Raw genomic sequence first — 16686 nt, 5'->3', positions numbered from 1 at the left:
AAAATGCCACCCTGCGTATCGTACGCAGAGTGGCATTTGCTGTTTTAATGTGCCTTTACCTTTACTATGCCTTATTTATTTGCATTAATGACCTCATTCACTTCCTGAGTGATCTGGTCACCACCAAGCTTTTTCCAATTTGCAACAAATTTATCGAACTCGTCAATGGAGAGGTTGCCATAGATGATTTTCAGAAACGTCTCAGCGCGCAGTTTATCCAGGGTTGCCTGTTTCGTGTTCATGGTTCTGGTCGGGGCGTAGATAAATTCATTCATGACAATGAGGTCGTTATCCCGATAATATTTAATGACGCCCTGCGAGCTTTCCGGTCCAAAAATGCGTTCCATATGCCACTTATCCAGATTGCCATTGCGGTAATCCATAATATCATCGTAGAACAGCTTCGCTTCAAGCTCTAATCCGGATGTATCTCCCGTTTTGAGCGCCTGCTCGACTTCATCCTGTGCTTTTACGTTTTTGTTGGCAGGCAGATTGGACACAGTCGCATTATGAAAACCAAGTCCGGTCAAGCCGTTCAAATACGCAGCACGTTCTTCCTTGGCTGACTCACCGAACATTTTCTCTGCCTGAAAATTCAGCAGCTTGATCAATGCTTCCGGGTGCTCATAACCTTTACGTACGGCAAATATGCCGCCCAAGCTTAGGTGGTTCTGCGTTTTGGCAGGTTGATCATCGATCGATTGAACCGGGTAAGGCAGCCAGTCCACGTTCTTATCCTTCTTGATCATGCTACTAACCTGAAATGGTGCCCATTGTGGCAGGAAGAACATGCCTGATTTGCCTGCATTCACATCTTCCATCATCTTCGTAAAATCCTTCACTCCAAACTCAGGATCAATAACGCCCTTCGAATACAGATTTTGCAGCTCGCGTAACCCTTCCTTCACCTCAGGCTGAATGGTTCCATTCACAACCTGACCTGAAGCATCCTTGATCCAGGTTTCGAGATAACCATGATAACCGAGCAGGAACGCATTAATTGGCAAATCCTTGTTGAGTGCAATACCATACGTATCCTCTTTGCCATTTCCGTCCGGATCTTCAAAGGTGAAGGCTTCCGCAATCTTGATGACGTCCTGCATTGATTTTGGCGCTTCAAGCCCTACCTTCTTTAACCAATCCTGGCGAATCCAGATCATATCCGAGGAATCCAGCGAGCCTGGAAAACTCACCATCGCGTATATCTTGCCATCTTTGGTTACTGGCTTCAACCCTGCTCCGTCCTCAGCAGACATAAATTCCTTGACCAGATCGGATGCATACTTATCATAGACTTCTGTCAAATCTTCCAGCATCCCCGCTTCATGCAGCTGCTCGAACTGCACAGCACTTACTTTCAATACATCTGGCAAATCGCCACTCGCCAGGGTAACGTTCATTTTGTCGTTATAATTGGCATCCGGGACAATCCAGTCATAGGTGACATCGATGCCCAGCTCGTCCTTGTATCCTCTGGTCCAAATGTTATTGGCGTGTGTATCGCCCTCAGCAAGTGATTCTTTCCCGGTTTCATTCATGGTTGAAGTTAATTTGATGGGTGGATCATATTTCGTAAGCGGACCTCCGGCATCCTGCTGTGTGTTCGGCTGGGCTTCATTCTCAGCATTCCCCGTACCAGATGAACAAGCTGCAAGCGTGGTTGCCAGAACCATGGTTAACGTTAACAGTGCGAATTTCTTTAATGACATGTTCATGCGAATCCCCCTTTTTATTCCTCCCGTGAGGTATATAATGATTGTATAAAGAAAGCGCTATCACTTCGAGTGTACCCCGTTGACATCTGGTATCTTTGATTTACCATTTCAGACTTGATCTAACTTTTTTTGATCCCGATATTCCTGCGGCGTGCAGCCGGTGGCTTTTTTGAAGAAACGATAAAAATAGTGCTGATCACTAAATCCGACCTTGGCGGATATTTCATGCATTTTGCAGGTGGAGCCGAGAAGTAATTCCTTGCTGCGCTCAATACGCCGGTCGTGAATATAGTCGGATATGCCTTTGCCAGTAATACGTTTGTACCAACGGGACAGATATGACGGATTGAGGGAAACCTCCTGTGCAATTCGGGTTAGCGATAGGTCATCCTCCAGATGGTGCTTGATATAATGATGAATGGTAATGAGAATCTGCGACTGATCATGGATGCGCGTAACACTTCTTTTGGAGATGATCCATTCATATGCCGATTGATAGAAGACCACCAGATCAGACCAGGGCGTATGGATGTCAAAATGAAGCATTCGAGACAGCGCAATTTCCTCCATTGCTGATTCGTACAAGCCCAGTTCATGAACAAGCTCAATCAGTGCATTACCTGCGCCTGAATAGATCTTCATTCGAAAGAATGGGTCCTGAAGCCCTTCTTTTGCAGCCTCTGTCCATTTGTGAAACGACTCCATCCACTCCCTGTCACCTGCTGTAACAAGCTGCCTGATCTGATCCAGATGAAGAATCGCAACACTCTGCTGATTCAAAATATTGGGAGTGTACGGCGAATCATGCTGCACCTTGACGCGAAGAAGCTTCTCCATCCCAAGTCCAGGGCCCTCATGGATCGACAGACGTAACTGCGCAATCGCCTGACTTAACTCCATCCACTCCACCGCCTGTTCACTCACCATAATGGAGACGGAGAGATTCAGACAATCCGCACAGGATTGCTGCACAGACTCCAGCGTTCCATAGACGAAACGCAGCGTCTGTTCCCACTTCTCCTGCTGTCCCGTATGGAAGCTCGATGGCTCCGTCTTGGGCTGAACAAAGCAGGCGATCACCTGATAATCCAGATCAATGGCTTTGACCTTGGCCTTATCCTGAAGCAGCTCCTCCGCAACATTGGCAACCGCATAGCGAATTAAACTCCGATCCGCCTGGGATTGATAGTTATTCCACTCCTCAACCCGTATGATGACCGGGATTACCGGCTCGTTGGACATGAAAGGTAGCTGGACCGCATCCAATTCTTCCTGAAGCGAGGCGATATCATGCCTTTCCGTTCGTTTTAGGAGATCCAGCAGTAACTGTCTCTGTAGCTGCGGCAGCGCTCTGGGCAGCTTGCTGCGAAACCAGGCATGCTGGTAACGGAAATCATTTTCCTCCGATAGTTGTGTTAAGGCCCGCTCTACCGCTGCACGAATATGACTCATGCCCTCTGTTTTTAACAGGTAATCCACGACACAAGGGTTGCGTATCGCTTGATGTGCATAATCAAATTCGTTATGACCTGTCAGCAATAGCACTTTGCATCGTGGCCAGCGATCCATAATCTTCTCGATCAGCTTCATGCCATCCATACCGGGCATACAGATGTCGCTCAGCACGATATCAATTTTGACGGAATTCAACCACTCGATTGCTTCAAAGGCAGAGTATGCCTTAATGATTTCCATATCCTGAAAATCCGCTCTTTGAAAGAAAGCATAAAGACCATCCAAAATAACCGGTTCATCATCTACAATTAACATCCGCTGCATACGATTACTCCCGTCTCCATGGAATATTTAAAATCATGCATAAACCGCCCAACGCACTGCGCTGCGCACTAAGGCCATAGCCCGTCCCAAACTTGATCCTTAAACGTTGATTCACATTCATCAGTCCCGTAATCTCTTCATTCCCATGTCTCTGATTCGCAGATTCTTGAAAGGATGCTTGCAGGCTGCTCAGGATTTCATCCGATAATTGATCGCCATCATCTTCTATCCGAACGGACAACTTGTCATGTTCGACTTGATAGGATAATTTCAGAATCCCGCCCTGACTGCGTTTGGCAAGGGCATGCTCGAAGACGTTCTCCACAATCGGCTGAATAATGACTCGGGGAATGGTGATGTCTCTATACTCCCTGCTTAGTTCCTCCAGTTGCAGTTGGACTCTTGAGCCAAATCGGATTTTCTGAATGGAAGCATAGACCAAGGCATGGTCCACTTCTTCACCAAGCGAAACCTCGGAATGAGAATCCCTGGACATATACCTGAAATATTGACCCAAATAATCGGTAAATTCCTGAATCAATTCAACATTCTCGACCTCGGCCATTTGCTTGATGCTGAACAGACTGTTATATAGAAAATGAGGCTGAATCTGGGACTGCAAATGTTTGAGTTCTGCCTCGCTGGTTCGAATCCGGGCAACATAATTTTCATCAATCAAAATATGTAAGCGCTCTATCATGTGGTTGAAGCGAGAGTATAAATAACCGAATTCATCGCGTCTGGATTGCGGAATATGAATACTGGTCTGACCTTGCTCCGCCATTCTGAACCCGCGAATGAGCACAGATAACGGCTTGTGAATGGACCTGTAGATCGAAAAAGAGAAGATCATAATGATAACAATGGAAATAAGCGTCAACGTCCATAGCCATAGGTTGTACTGTTCCAGGGGTGCTTGGAGCACATCATTAGGGATGCTGGCTGTCAGCGTGAACGAGTGATCGGGATCATATAGCGAATAATACAGATATGCATCGGATTGAAATCTCGTCACTTGCATGGATTCTGCTGAATCCGGTGATACCTTTTTCAATTGTGCGGCCGATACAGGTTCATCCGAAGAAGAAATGAGCACATGGTGCTGCTCACCGAAGCTCAGTGTAATATCACTGCCTCCTGTTTCCGCGAGCTGCTGTAATCTGTGCTTCAGTTCTTCCGCAGACAAGCGGATGCCTAATATAAAATTGGGCGCTTCCTCATGATTCATGTTATACGGATTGCTTTTGAGAAAATAAAGATTGTTATCCGAATAAGACAACTCACCATTCAGATTTCCCATAGTTGCCAGCAGATCCTTCCATTCTGAATCCTCCACATTGCGAATTCCGTCCACTGCGCTGACCCGTTTATGCAGAGCCGGAACGTAATATACCACATCGCTGATATAGGGACTCGTCACCATGATCTGCCCCAGCTTGTTGTGGATATTATTGAGACTGGAAGTCACTTCATATCTGTTCATAATGGCAGCTCGTGTACTTAGGGTAGACATCGTTTCATCGAACGAGAATTCGGTAACAAGTCCACTCATTCGCTCCAGTTCAAATTGCAGATGATTGTGGTAGAAATACAACTTCGATTCATGCGCCTTCTCCACTTCCGTCTGCATTTGCTTGGAGCTGGTATGCGTGATCATAATGCTGATCCCATATAAGGGCAAAATGACGAGCACAAAGGCAATCATCAGTTTGACGACGATGGATGCATTTTTCCAGCCACCCACTGCAAATCTCATTTCCCCTTCACTCCTGTCCTCAACGGCGAAAAGGAGCCGGAAATCGGCTCCTCCCATTGGTTTTCCTCCATCGATCTTATCCCTTTACACTACCGACAACAAGTCCATGAACGAAATACCTTTGCAGGAACGGATACACGAGCAGAATGGGTATAACGGACAAAAAGATTTGGGACGCCTGGGTCGTTCTGTCCGACACCTGACTTAACAGGGTTGCATCCTCCAGGGTCATCATCTCACTCTGAATCATCGTCACTTGCTGGAGCATCGATTGCAGATACGTGGCTAGTGGATAACCTTCCGGACTTTTCATATAGATCATGCCGTCAAACCAAGCGTTCCAGTGCCCCACCATGGCAAACAATGTGATGGTTGCAATACTGGGCAATGAAATAGGAAGGTAAATGCTCCATAGTGTGCGGAAATGGCCTGCTCCATCCATCCAAGCCGCCTCTTCCAGCTCCTTCGGCAAACCCCGGAAGAAATTCAGCATAAGCAATACATTAAAGATCGGAACCGCTCCCGGTAAAATCAGGGCCCAGATCGAATCCAACAGACCTGCTTCCTTAACAACTAGATAACCCGGAATCAATCCACCACTGAACAGCATGGTAAAGACAAAAATCCACGCATAGAACGTTCTTGAACGAAACTTCGCTGCCTCTTTGGAAAGCGGATAGGCTACAAGAATCGTGAAAATCAGGTTGGTCGCAACTCCGAGTACAACACGGAGAAGACTTGTACCGAATGAATTTAGAAACTGCTGATTTTCGAGAATGTATTTATACGAAGACAAGGTGAAGTCCACCGGCCAGAATGTGACACTCCCCGCCTTGACTGCATCACTCGAGCTAAAAGAAATTGCCAGAATATTCACAATGGGAAACAGGCACAGCAAGGCAAGAAGGGTCAGGATGACATAATTCATCCCCAGAAACCAACGATAGGCTCTCGAAGCGTGATGCATGTTCTTGCCTCCTTTCTAGAAAATCCGATAATTGGCTAATCGATAGGCGAGGAAATAACCCAGCCCGATAAAGATAAACGAAACGACTGACTTAATGAGACCTAATGCGGTTGAGACCGAATATTGTGCATCCTGCAGACCGATCCGATAAATCATCGTATCCAGAATGTCTCCGGATTCATAGACGAGCGGATTGTAGAGGTTGAACACTTGGTCAAAACCACCGTTAAGCACGTTACCCAGACTCAGTGTAACCATTAGAATCACGATGGGACGAATGCCAGGAAGCGTAATATGCCAGGTCTGCTTCCATCTTCCTGCTCCATCCATTACAGATGCTTCGTACAGGGATTTATCAATGTTTGTCAGGGCGGCCAAATATATAATCGTGCCAAATCCGAATTCTTTCCATTGGTCCGTAATGACGAGTATGTAAGGAAACCATTCGTTACTGGCCAGGAATTGAACAGGTTCAACCCCTATCGCCTTAAGCAGCATATTGACGATCCCGGTACTGGGGGATAATACATCCACAATGATTCCAGCCAAAATGACCCAGGAGAAGAAATGCGGCATATAGATAACCGTCTGAATCGTTCGTTTAAAGCCTGTTCTGCGCACCTCGTTCAGGAGCAGGGCCACAAGTACCGGAATGACCAAACCGGACACAATCTTCATCACGGAAATAAATACGGTATTCCATACGACCTGTCCGAACCCCGGCAGATCAAACAGATACCTGAAATTGTCCAGGCCGACCCAGTTCATATTTTTGAATCCGGCAATGGGAGAGAAATTCTGAAAGGCAATGGAGAGTCCCGCCATCGGAATGTAACCGAATACAATAATGATGATCAGTCCAGGCAATATCATGAGATGAAGCGGCACGTTTCGTATAAATTGTTTGTAGTTGGAACGCATAAGCTGTCTCCTCCTTCAAATTCATTATAGAATCCGTCAGGAATCGGCAATAGTGTAGGCTATTTACTTTAGGTATCTTTTGTTGACTCTCTTCCCGAAACACCAAAAAACCGCGAGTATCGCGGTTCTAAGGCTGCATCAGGTTATTATTGAGATATTAACTATATAATTTGTACTAGACATTTACACGATAACGGAGAGGTCAGAAGGAATCTGGAGAAGCGAAGCGTTCGCCTTTATCACCGGATTTCCCCTTTTAAATAAGGGATTCAAAAAAATCTGGGGATAACAGCGATCGGAAGATGGTTCTGACCACGTAGTGACTTTGCGTGAAAAATACTGGTTCAACTTATATAATTAGTTCTGGACATCCATAACCAGTACATTGACCGAATGAGCAGGAAGCTGCAAAACAACCGAATCCTCCTGCAGATGTATCACTTGTTCTTGTGGAACAATTTTCTCATCATTCTTCTGGTTCACATTAGGCACATGTAGCAATTCTTCATTTCCGCCAAGTGTTATCCATTTCGCAACAGAGGTAACGCTCAGATTCTGAAGGCAAATTCGGGTTGCTTTGTCCACCCCGTCTGCGTTCACCAGCTTCACATACACATGCTGCGCATCCCTCGTAACGGAGTGAAATACGTCCCGGTTGTACGCTTCCAGCTTGTAATCCAGAATTCGGCTGGTCGTGTGACCATCGGTATACGAGCAGATCAGATTCTTCCCTGTGTCACCACCATAATTGACCGTAATCGTATAATTCGTATCGTTCTCCAGCGGTTCATAATTAGCTGCCCGGAGATTACCCGCCGCGGAACTGGAAGAATAATCACCGAGTGTGTATCCTTCTACACCTTGTTTATATACTTTGACTCCCGTTGCATTGCCGCCATATCCAATTGCGTACTCGATGGCATCCTTTTTCTCAGGTGATATATCCGTCAATCCCACACCGATGGTGAAGCCATCCTCACCCGCTATGCGCTCCGCCTCGACTTCCACTTTATAATTCGACCATTCATCATTCAGTAGATATAACCCATTCAGACCGCTTGACTGCGCTTTTAAAATCAGTCCTTTTCCCGTCTCCAGCGTATATCCTGCCGATCCCGGAATCCAATTCCACGCCTCATTCAGAGCTGTCCGCTCCCTGAAATCTTCTGTAAACAGCACGCTGCCATCCTGGTTCGATGTGACCGTAATCCGTTTCACCACAATGTCCGCATTGCCTGTCGCAATCTCGATGCCTCCACGTGAAATGAGTGCTATCGGTTGACCCTTGCTGTACGTTGAAAATGAAGTGCCCAGCACCTGTTCACCCACATACTTGGCAAATAGTTGCTGCACATAATAATTCGGTGTATACCACACCGTTTCATCATCAAACCAGATGCAGTCTGGCGTCCAGCGATAGGTGCCGTCCGTCAGTACTTTATTGAACAGCGGTGCATAGGCAGCCAGGCGAACAACATCCGCATTATTTTCAAAGCCGGTCATGACCGCCGCTTCTGCGATCGCACCTGCCAGTGTATTTTTGTCCGTGGATGCATATTCTCCCACAAATACCTTGGATGTCTCTGTCCAATCCATACTGCCGTCTTCATGATAAGCCCGCTCATAATAGTTGTAACGGTCCACGTTGTTCAGCAAATAGTCATTGGAGCGATAGTAGTGCTCATCCGCAATGGTATCCATATAGTTGTCCTGATTCTCATACCAAGTGACCGTCTCCTCGATGACCTCTTTGCCATCTGCAAAAGCCACCTGAGCTGATCCGGTCAGATTGCCGCTCAGGAATTTCCAGCCCTGCTGGTACGCATCATCGTCTGCTTGGGCCCCAACTGTCGAAATGATATGAAGCTCATGATCAGGATAATTACGTTTCATATACTCATCAATTGACGTCTTGAATACTTCAAAGTTGGCAAAAAATTCGGTTCCCCAGTTCTCATTACCTACGCCAAGATAACGCAGATCGAATGGTTCAGGATGTCCCATGCTGCTTCGAATGGCAGCCCATTCGTTATGTTCAATATCCGTGCTGAGCGCGAAATCGATCAGGTCTGTAAAGTTTCGGATATAGTAATCCCTCAAAGCGCCACCCGCCGGGTGTGCGTAATCTGAACGAGCCTGGCACAGAACGCCACAGGCCATGACCGGAACCGGAGCAGCATTCAAATCTTCTGCCAGTTGGAAATACTCCATATAGCCGAGACCCATCGTCATCATGTAACCCCAGACGTTATAGTTCTCTTTGCGGAGCTCCACCGCTCCAACCGAATCCTTCCAGTCATACACATTGTCCCAAATGAACGAACCTTCGGAAATACAGCCCCCCGGAAAACGCAGAAACTTCGGATGCAGATCGACAAGGGCCTGAACCAGATCTTTCCGGAGTCGATAGTTCGGATTCCCGGTGTAGTTGGCATGTGCTGAAGCGGATACACCCTGCTCTTTCGGATCGGCTCCCCATACATTCTGAGGAATCAACGACACCATGTCGATGGAAATGTCTCCTTCAAAGGTAAGTGCCAATTGCCCCAGCGCGGTCTCCGTCCCGGTCAGGGTCACTTTTGAATGGGGGCTATAGCTATGTGAAGAATTGGGATGAGTCAACACATGGCTGCCACTTGCATGACCGCTGATCTCGGCATGGGCTACAAGGACGCGGGTATCGGAATAGTCAATCCCGTACTTCTTCCATGTGTTACCGTCCTCAACTTGCAGCGTAACTGAATCACTGATAGCTTCACCGTTACTGTCCTGCAATTGAATCGTAATCGTCCCCGCGGATACTGCCTTGGCCCAGACGGTAAAATCATATGCTTCCCCTTTCTGGATGGACATGGCACAATGCTGATTGGAATCCGAGAATCCGCGATTTCGAATGGTCGCACCCGTCTGAACCGTTACATAATAAGCGTTCACTTCCGGGTCTTCTACGTTAAGATGAGTGTTTATTCCATCGGTATGCTGTACGATCATTTTCTCGGTATCCCCTGACCAGGCAAACAAAGGATCACGGTTCCGGCCTGTCGAACAACCACATTCGCCAGAGTCATGCGAGTACGTATCGAATGCAAAGGATTCGAACGAACGGTTCTGAACTAACTCCGCATAGATTCCCCCATCTGCTGCATTGTTGATATCCTCGTAGAACAGGCCGTACATCACTTCACTAATATCCGCCACATGCTGGTCCCCATGGATTGTAACGGTATAAGGCGGAAGATGTTCTGGCACAACGGACACATCAAAACTTTTGTTCAGCGTATTCCCACCTTTGGTTAAAAGTGCGTTCAAACGAATCTCCTGTGCTGAGCTCAGGGGTTGAACTGCTCCATTCGCTGACAGAACTTCTGGCTGACTTGAGTTCCATTGAACGTTTACCTTGCCCCCCAGCAAAACTACAGGCAATGACACGTCTTTGGTAATAATCCGGGCTGGAGCAGACAAATATTTATCTCCTGCCAGCTTCACGATCTCTTCATCCGTCAGGGACTCGCACATGACTTCGATCACTTCATCCATGGACAGAGCGGCCTGATAAATCCGAAAATCGGACAGCGAGCCTGCAAAGTCCACATCTGCCGCATACTGAGAGCGTCCAATATAATTGCGGCTATAATTCGCTGGCTCTACGAACGAATCAAACCATCTGCGCAGCTTGGCATAATTGCCACTGGATGTCTGACTGATGGAACCGTCAGCCACCTTCTCACCATTCACATATACAATGGGACCCGCACTGCTGCGTGTGCCGCCCTGACTGCCAGCTACGGACAAAGCAATATGCATCCATTCCCCACTGGCAAATCCGCGTCCCGGGTCTACAACCAGATCATCGCCTGCATATAACGTGCCTCGCATCTGACGAGTCAGAAATAAATAGGGACCCTTCTCGCCTTTACCGAAGTCGAAAATCCGCTCCCACACATTTGATCCCTTGCCCAAATGGACCCATGCTGCAACCGTCACTCCAGTGTTGTCGCTTACATTTTGCAGTAAATTCGAAGGCAGCTCCAAATAGGATGTTCCGTTCGATCCTCCGGTAAAAGTCACCGCCCATCTGCCATTCACTTCAGAAATGTGGGGCGATTTCTCTCCTGCAGCAGCTCCAACGTGCCCGTTCCCTGAACTATCCTTGCCAATGTCGGCTGCATCTTCAAACTTGTAGTGTGCAATTAGTTGATTATGAAATGTAGTCATGTTCATTCCTCCTATGTAGCATAAATTATCGTAGGTAAGTCTTCTTTAATTCGTATAAATATAAATTGATTAATAAATTTATAAACACATGATCTAATCGTATAGTATCTTATTCCGCGTAAAGATTTCAATCCCAAAATCACAAAAATCCTTTGTATGATAGGAATTATTTCGAATACATCGACCTTTTGCCTATCTCCCTTTCCATCTTAAAGTCACTCTAACCCTGATATTTATGGTTTACAAACATATAAATTGATTGATAATATATCAAATGAAAGCGCTTGATAATTGATGAGAACCCAAAGGAGGGCTGCCCGACCAAATAACGTTTACGGCAATGCATAGGGTTATTTTTCATTTCAGGTATTGGGAAAGGGGAAACGTATGAAACGTTATTGGGTAAGCGTACTTCACATTTCTTTACTGAGCTCTGCACTACTTACGACAACAGCTTTGGCTCCTGTCTCCGTATTCGCGGACAGTCCGGGGGCAATCAGTTCCAGCCCGCAAGTTTCCACATCCATTGAAAATGCGGTTCCAGCATTCAGGAATGTTTCCGTTCATGACCCTTCCGTTATTAAGGTGGGTGATACCTTTTATATTTTTGGTTCACATCTTCAAGTGGCAAAGTCCAAGGATTTGATGAATTGGGATTCGGTCGCATCCGGAGTTACGGATGACAACCCTGTTGTCCCTAATGTAACCAAGGAATTCGCTGAAGCCCTGCAATGGGCGCAGACGGATACGTTATGGGCAGCAGATGTCATCCAGTTGGCGGATGGCAAATTCTATATGTACTATAATGCGTGCAAAGGGGACTCTCCCCGCTCTGCGTTAGGCGTTGCTGTGGCAGACAACATTGAGGGGCCTTATAAGGATCAGGGTATTCTGCTCAAATCCGGCATGTGGGATGAGATCAGTGAGGATGGCACCATATATGATGCAACCATACATCCGAATGTGGTCGATCCCGATGTATTTTTCGATAAAAACGGCAAGCTCTGGATGGTATACGGTTCCTATTCCGGGGGGATTTTCATCCTGGAGATGGACGAAACGACGGGGAAACCACTCCCTAATCAGGGTTATGGCAAAAAACTGACTGGAGGCAATCACAGCCGAATTGAAGCACCTTATATGCTCTATAGTCCCGAAACCGACTATTATTATCTGTATCTGTCCTATGGCGGATTGGGTGCTGACGGGGGATATAATATTCGGGTAGCTCGCTCCAAAACACCTGACGGCCCTTTCCTCGATGCTGAAGGAAACGATATGATCAACGTCAAGGCGGACAAGGACAAACCCTTGTTTGATGACCGCTCGATCGAGCCTTTTGGCGTCAAATTGCTGGGGAACTTCCTGTTTCAAAGACAGATCGGTGACCCAGGCACAGGTCAAGGTATCGGCTATGTATCACCAGGACATAACTCCGCTTATGTTGACGCTGAAACGGGAAAACAATTTCTGATCTTCCATTCCCGCTTTCCAGGACGCGGAGAAGAGCATGAAGTACGCGTACATGAGATGCATATGAACTCGGAAGGATGGCCTGTCGTTTCTCCTTACCGCTATGCGGCACTAGAAGAAAACACTGCCGAACTGACAACCCAGGAGGTTGCTGGTCAGTACAAATGGGTAAATCACGGGAAGGAAATCACGGCCGAGATCAAATCTTCACAGACTGTTCAGTTCACAGCAGATGGGCAGATTAGTGGTGCGGTGACAGGAACATGGAGTCTTGAAGCAGACAATCAGGTGCAAATCACATCGAATAATGTTGTGTATAAAGGTGTCTTCACGCATGAATGGGAGCCAGATTCCCAAAAGGCGGTTCTGACCTTTAGCGCTCTCTCCTCCTCTGGCGTGGCAATCTGGGGAAGTCAGATGGCTGCAATGAAGGATCAGGATATTGTCAATGCGGTGAAAAAGGATCTGAGTATCGGCGACACAGGGAACGTATTCTTCAACCTGTCCCTCCCGATCAAGGGAACTCGTGATGCAGAGATTACGTGGAAATCCTCCAACACCTCTGCGCTGTCCGCTACCGGAGTAGTGAATCGTCCTCGCACGGGTAAGGGAGATGCCAAGGTGGCATTAACGGCAACGATTCGCAAAGGTAGTGCGGTAAGCTCCAAATCGTTTAACGTTATCATTCCACAGCAAGCGGTTAGTCCTTTGCTTGGAGAATATACTTTTGAACAAAAGAAACTTGCCAAAATCGCACAGGATTTCAGCAAAAATAAATATCATGGACAAGCCTTTAATGTGGTGACTTCTGCTATTAGCAGCAAGAATCAGGCTGCTGCTTTTAATGGAACCGACAGCTACATCCAGCTGCCCGGAATCATTACCGATACGAACGATTTTACCTTTAGTGCATGGGTCAACTGGAGTGGCGGCGGAGCCTGGCAGCGAATTTTCGACTTTGGAAATGGCCTGACCCGACATATGTTCCTTACTCCCGCTCAGCATACCGGAGCTCTGCAATTCACCATTCATAATCAGGGACGGGATCAGAGCCTGATTGCTGCTGAACCGCTGCCCTCCAATCAATGGATGCATGTCGCTGTTACCCTTCAGGGAAATACCGGCACGTTGTACGTGAATGGAAAAGCTGTAGCAAGCAGCACGGAAATCACGTTTAACCCGAAGGATCTGCAAGTGACGGAAGCTTATTTGGGCAAAAGCCGCTATACAGCCGATCCTTTCTATAAAGGCTCAATGGATAACGTAAAAGTATATGATAAAGCGTTAACCTCTACAGAAATTCAGCGTCTGGCAAAAGAAAAGCCTTAATTTATTCAAAGCCTTACGCATGGAATTGATTTGAAATAACAAAAACGCCAATCTATCGGTCGAATTCACAGACTGTTGTATTGGCGTTTTATTTCATTTCACTTTGAATAATGAATGACCATGCTTAATTTATTCGCAGAGGCTCCCGAATTTTTATAGCCATGAGCCTTATCCGCGCGAAAACGAATCGACTCCCCTTGTTTTACCGTATAATCCTCCTCCCCAACCCGAATCGTTACTTCTCCTTCAAAAACCGTAATAAATTCCTCTGCCCCTTCTATATGCGGTTCAGCATTCAAAGAAGACTCTTCATCCATTTCCATCATGTACATTTCAAAACGCCGCCCCTCTTCGAAGGTAAAATGCGGATAAATGCGAATCTTCCCCTCATCCTCCATCAATGCTTGAATATCACTGCCAGTTACAACTGTAGTATCCGACTTCGGCTCGTGGATCAAGGCGGTAAAAGAAATTTTCAGGCCGTTTGCAATTTTCCAGACTGTCGCAATTGTAGGGTTGGATTCACCCCTTTCAATCTGACCAAGCATCGTCTTGCTGATTCCCGACATCTCGGCAACCTTGTCCAGACTAAGCTTTCTTTGTTCCCTGAGCTGCTTCAAATTCTGTGCCAGAACAACATTAATGTTTTTCAATATTAAGTCACCTCTGTTTAAAAAATTATATTGTGCTATATAGCGTACATATTGTACAATTATAAAGAACGTGCGTTATAACGTACATTCCATTTAAATATAACATACAAGAAGAATGAAATGTGGAGGACTTATGAATATCTTACCGTTACTGACTTACGCAATTGTGGCTTCATTCACTCCGGGTCCCAACAACATCATCGCCATGACGCACGCAAGAAACGAAGGATTCAAGAAAATACTTCCGTTTATTGCCGGTGTAGCAGCTGGCTGCCTGCTTATTATGTTTCTGTCCAGTTATTTCAACCTTATTCTGCATCAATACATCCCTAGGATCAAACCTGCCCTGAACGTATTGGGATGTGTATACATGATCTATTTGGCGATCAAAATCATGCGCAGTAAACCTGTGAATGCCAAAGATCCAAAGGTCAATCGTTTTACGTTTCTCTTTGGCTTCACCCTGCAATTCATCAACCCTAAAGTCATTCTGTATGGTCTTACGGCCATCTCGGTATTTGTTATGCCTCTCGGAGACTCTCATGTTCATATGATCGTATTTTCGTTACTTCTAACGATCATTGGTATTAGTGCTAATATGACTTGGGGGTTATGCGGTATGTTATTTCAGAGCTTTTTATTGAAATATGAGCGTCCTTTTAATATCGTGATGGGTGTTTTGCTCATCTATAGCGCTTTATCCATTTTAAAATAAATGCAAGAGAAAAAGCGTCCTCCCCTCTCATGAGTTGGACGCTATTTTATTTATTTCAAATTACCTAGTTTGATCTCCACCACGGTTGGCTTGGGTAAGCTCCCATATGCAGTACAACCTTCTCACCGATTTTGGGCGTTGCAATGGAGACATTCAAGGCATGTGCAGCCTTGGTGATCCGTTCAACCGGCTCGTTCCAGGCATGATAAGCAAGCGTAAATGCGGCCCAATGAATCGGAATGAGCAGCCCTCCCCTTACATCCAAGTGTGCCTGTACCGTTTCTTCCGGCATCATATGAATGTTGGACCAACGCTCATCATATTGTCCACATTCCATCAGGGTCAGGTCAAAGGGTCCATACTTACTGCCGATCTCCTTAAAATGAGGACCGTATCCGCTGTCGCCGCTAAAGAAAACCTTCGTTTCTTGTCCAGCAATAACCCACGAACACCATAGTGTCGAATTGCGGTCCAACAACCCCCTGCCCGAGAAATGTCGCGCCGGCGTGCAGGCTAATGTCAAACCTTTGAAGGATAGCTCATCCCACCAGTTATGTTCGGTAATCTGTTCCGAGGGCACACCCAGTTGAATCAGTCTTCGACGCACGCCAAGGGGGACGATAAATCGCTGCGTTTTATTTTTCAATCTGCGGATGGAGGAATAGTCCAGATGATCATAGTGGTCATGCGATATAATGATTGCATCCAAGGCTGGAAAGTCCTCGGGTTGAATCGGCAGGTTAGTGCTGTATCGTTTCGTACCCGCCCAGGATACAGGAGATGGACGGTTGCCCAGCATCGGATCAAAGAGCAATCTGTGTCCTTCAATCTCAAGCAAAAATGCGGAATGACCGAACCATGTCACCTGTGGATGATCGGATACATGCAGCGATTCCGCTGGTTCATATTTCTCCACAGGAATATCACCCGCAGGTCTTCGCTCTATACTTCTCCGCATGGAATCTTTCAACATGCTCACAAGGGAGCTGAAGCTCATACTTGCCGATGTCGGTACCTGATTTTCGTATTTTGTCATTATTCATACCTTCTGTTCTCTATAATCAGTCATTCAAGCAATAATTCAATCTTGAGTAAAACAGGAGTAATATTAGCCTTTATATTAAATCATTGCTCGTTTATAATCAATTTGCCTTGAAGAGGTT

Annotated in this window: 10 protein-coding genes; 2 read left to right on the top strand and 8 right to left on the bottom strand. The window is 46.3% G+C overall.

Features of this window, described 5'->3' with window-relative positions:
- Positions 1-71 precede the first annotated feature (71 nt).
- The 6 genes from BMY78_RS09595 to BMY78_RS09570 all read right to left on the bottom strand — a co-directional run bounded on the left by BMY78_RS09595 (position 72) and on the right by BMY78_RS09570 (position 11353).
- Positions 72-1715 (bottom strand): extracellular solute-binding protein, encoded by a 1644-nt coding sequence (locus BMY78_RS09595; protein ID WP_090897272.1) that lies wholly within the window; start codon positions 1713-1715, stop codon positions 72-74.
- A 108-nt stretch (positions 1716-1823) separates the two neighbouring features.
- Positions 1824-3494: a response regulator gene (locus BMY78_RS09590; protein ID WP_090897267.1), complete on the bottom strand. Its 1671-nt coding sequence runs from the start codon at positions 3492-3494 to the stop codon at positions 1824-1826.
- Between the two features lie 4 nt (positions 3495-3498).
- Positions 3499-5250, bottom strand: coding sequence for a sensor histidine kinase (locus BMY78_RS09585; protein WP_090902245.1), 1752 nt, complete (start codon positions 5248-5250; stop codon positions 3499-3501).
- Positions 5251-5326: 76 nt separating this feature from the next.
- Positions 5327-6217 (bottom strand): carbohydrate ABC transporter permease, encoded by an 891-nt coding sequence (locus BMY78_RS09580; RefSeq protein ID WP_090897262.1) that lies wholly within the window; start codon positions 6215-6217, stop codon positions 5327-5329.
- A gap of 15 nt (positions 6218-6232) precedes the next feature.
- Positions 6233-7138, bottom strand: a complete 906-nt coding sequence (locus BMY78_RS09575) for an ABC transporter permease (RefSeq protein WP_090897259.1) — start codon at positions 7136-7138, stop codon at positions 6233-6235.
- A 357-nt stretch (positions 7139-7495) separates the two neighbouring features.
- Positions 7496-11353 carry an alpha-L-arabinofuranosidase C-terminal domain-containing protein gene (locus BMY78_RS09570; RefSeq protein WP_090897254.1) on the bottom strand — a complete coding sequence of 1286 codons (3858 nt, stop codon included), beginning with the start codon at positions 11351-11353 and terminating at the stop codon, positions 7496-7498.
- Positions 11354-11740: 387 nt separating this feature from the next.
- On the opposite strand from BMY78_RS09570, the gene BMY78_RS09565 reads away from it, so the two are divergent.
- The gene (locus BMY78_RS09565) at positions 11741-14155 is read left to right on the top strand and encodes an arabinan endo-1,5-alpha-L-arabinosidase AbnB (RefSeq protein WP_090897251.1); all 2415 of its coding nucleotides are present in this window, start codon (positions 11741-11743) and stop codon (positions 14153-14155) included.
- A 98-nt stretch (positions 14156-14253) separates the two neighbouring features.
- Here BMY78_RS09565 and BMY78_RS09560 read toward each other — a convergent pair whose 3' ends face one another.
- Positions 14254-14808 carry a helix-turn-helix domain-containing protein gene (locus BMY78_RS09560; RefSeq protein WP_076288336.1) on the bottom strand — a complete coding sequence of 185 codons (555 nt, stop codon included), beginning with the start codon at positions 14806-14808 and terminating at the stop codon, positions 14254-14256.
- 133 nt (positions 14809-14941) lie between these two features.
- Here BMY78_RS09560 and BMY78_RS09555 point away from each other — a divergent pair, with 133 nt between their 5' ends.
- Positions 14942-15523 carry a LysE family transporter gene (locus BMY78_RS09555; protein ID WP_090897248.1) on the top strand — a complete coding sequence of 194 codons (582 nt, stop codon included), beginning with the start codon at positions 14942-14944 and terminating at the stop codon, positions 15521-15523.
- A 64-nt stretch (positions 15524-15587) separates the two neighbouring features.
- Here BMY78_RS09555 and BMY78_RS09550 read toward each other — a convergent pair whose 3' ends face one another.
- Positions 15588-16559: an MBL fold metallo-hydrolase gene (locus tag BMY78_RS09550; protein ID WP_090897245.1), complete on the bottom strand. Its 972-nt coding sequence runs from the start codon at positions 16557-16559 to the stop codon at positions 15588-15590.
- Positions 16560-16686 lie beyond the last annotated feature (127 nt).

Source organism: Paenibacillus sp. OK076 (assembly GCF_900110055.1).
Lineage (GTDB): Bacteria > Bacillota > Bacilli > Paenibacillales > Paenibacillaceae > Paenibacillus.
Note: the sequence above shows the minus strand (reverse complement) of the source record. Positions and strands in the feature narration are given on the sequence as shown.